This is a genomic window from uncultured Caballeronia sp., assembly GCF_964243625.1.
Lineage (GTDB): Bacteria > Pseudomonadota > Gammaproteobacteria > Burkholderiales > Burkholderiaceae > Caballeronia.
On sequence record NZ_CAXTGZ010000798.1, the window covers coordinates 1 to 2357 of the forward strand.

The following is a 2357-nucleotide window of genomic DNA, read 5'->3' on the forward strand; positions in this document are numbered from 1 at the left end:
TGCGCTTTCAGATTCATTGGCGGCATTATGGTCTTTACCGGTATCGATAAGGTGCCGTGTCCGCACCAGCCACAATGCACCAGCTCGCGCCAGTCCTTGCAGGCAGTGATTCTGCGCATGTGCACTTTGCGCGACAATCGCTCCCGATTGTTTTTTGGTGCGACGCGTTTTGATGATAGTTTTCGTTTTTTTCACCGTCTCGATTGAGCTATAAGGAAAGGGCGCATCGGGATGAGGGTAGTCAACGGCCGGCAAGTCGAAAGGACGGAGGAACTGATATGGCAGAGAAATTGGCGGACCAGTTGTCAAAGCGCGCAGGCGCGGCGGCGTTAGTAGTGGCCACTGCAATGGCATTGGGAGCGTCGATGCCGGCATCGGCGAAAGACACGCAGCTCAACGTCTACAACTGGTCGGACTATATTGCCAAGGACACCATCCCGAACTTCGAGAAGCAGACCGGCGTCAAGGTCAAATACGACAACTACGACAGCGACGACACGCTGCAGGCCAAGTTGCTTACAGGCAATTCGGGCTATGACATCGTGGTGCCGACCAGCAATTACGCGGGCAAGCAGATCGCCGCCGGCATTTTTTCTCCGCTCGACAAATCCAAGCTCCCGAACCTCAAATACCTCGATCCCGACCTGATGAAACTCGTCGCCGGCGCGGACCCGGGCAACCAGTACACGGTGCCCTGGGCGTACGGCACGACGGGTCTTGGCTACAACGTGACGAAGGTCCAGCAGATTCTCGGCAAGAACGTGCCGCTCGATAACTGGGACATCCTGTTCAAGCCGGAAAACATCTCGAAGCTGAAGGCGTGCGGCGTGTCGGTGCTCGACGCGCCGGACCAGATGTTTGCGGCGGCGCTGCATTACATCGGCAAGGATCCGATGAGCACGAACCCGGCCGACTACCGCGCCGCGCTCGCGATGCTCAAGAAGATCCGCCCGTACATCACGCAATTCAACTCGTCTGGCTACATCAACGACCTGGTGGGCGGCGATGTGTGCTTTACCTACGGCTGGTCCGGTGACGTCGTGATCGCCAAGCACCGCGCCGTGGACGCAAAGAAGGCGTTCAAGATCGAATATTACATTCCGAAGGGCGGCGCGCCGGTCTGGTTCGACGTGATGGCCATCCCGAAGGACGCGAAGAACAAGGAAGCCGCGCTCGAGTGGATCAATTACATCGAGACGCCGCAGGTTCACGCCGCGATCACGAACGAGGTGTATTACCCGAGCGCGAACCAGGAAGCGCGCAAGTACGTATCGAAGGATGTGGCTGAAGATCCCGCCGTGTATCCGCCGCAGGACGTGATCAAGACGCTGTTCCTGCTCAAGCCGTTGCCGCCGGAAATCCAGCGCCTGCAGACCCGGCTCTGGACCGAGCTGAAGTCCGGCCGATAAAGCAGCGATGCGGCACGGCGTACGATGAACGCAAAGCCCCCGGTCACCCGGGGGCTTTGTTCGTCACCGGTTTGAACATTGGTACAGGAAAAAAACGCAGTGGAACGAGGCAGCACGAACGCGCGGATGCGCACAAGCCGGGCAGCAGATCATGAGTGAGCAGTGGAGTGCAGTGCCTTCCGCACAAGGCGGCCAGAACGGATCAGGCGGTCCCAACGGCCGCCGGCCGGAGCCCGGCATGCGCAGCCCGGACTGGGCGGAAGAGAACTTCGTGCGGATCGTCGATGTCGTCAAGAAATTCGATGAAACCGTCGCGGTGAAAGGCGTGAACCTGTCGGTCAAGAAGGGTGAGTTGTTTGCGCTGCTCGGCAGTTCCGGTTGCGGCAAGTCCACCTTGCTGCGCATGCTCGCGGGGCTCGAGTCGGTGACATCGGGCCAGATATTGATCGATGGCGAGGATCTCGCAGCCATGCCGCCGTATCGCCGGCCGACGAACATGATGTTCCAGTCGTACGCGCTCTTTCCGCATATGTCGGTGGAAGCGAACGTCGCGTTCGGGCTGAAGCAGGAAGGCGTGCGCGGCGCGGAACTCAAGGAGCGCGTGCACACGACGCTCGAACTCGTGCAAATGGCGCGATATGCGCAGCGCAAGCCGCACCAGTTGTCCGGCGGGCAGCAGCAGCGGGTGGCGCTTGCCCGCAGTCTCGTGAAGCGGCCCAAGCTGCTGGTGCTCGACGAACCCATGTCCGCGCTCGACAAACAAATCCGCCAGCGCACGCAGATCGAACTGGTGAACATTCTTGACCGTGTCGGCGTCACCTGCATCATGGTCACGCACGATCAGGAAGAGGCGATGACCATGGCCAGCCGCCTCGCCGTGATGAGCGAAGGCGAGATCGTGCAGATCGGCACGCCGCATGAAGTCTATGAATATCCGGCGAGCCGGTT

Annotated in this window: 3 protein-coding genes; 2 read left to right on the forward strand and 1 reads right to left on the reverse strand. The window is 60.0% G+C overall.

The window, feature by feature from the left end; translation table 11 throughout:
- Nucleotides 1-195: hypothetical protein (locus tag ACFFAR_RS31030; protein WP_375509206.1), on the reverse strand; the 195-nt coding region annotated here is incomplete at its 3' end.
- Between the two features lie 152 nt (nucleotides 196-347).
- On the opposite strand from ACFFAR_RS31030, the gene ACFFAR_RS31035 reads away from it, so the two are divergent.
- The gene (locus ACFFAR_RS31035; RefSeq protein WP_086383732.1) at nucleotides 348-1409 is read left to right on the forward strand and encodes a polyamine ABC transporter substrate-binding protein; all 1062 of its coding nucleotides are present in this window, start codon (nucleotides 348-350) and stop codon (nucleotides 1407-1409) included.
- A gap of 151 nt (nucleotides 1410-1560) precedes the next feature.
- Nucleotides 1561-2357 (forward strand): ABC transporter ATP-binding protein (locus tag ACFFAR_RS31040; protein ID WP_375509207.1); only part of this gene is annotated, 797 nt, incomplete at its 3' end.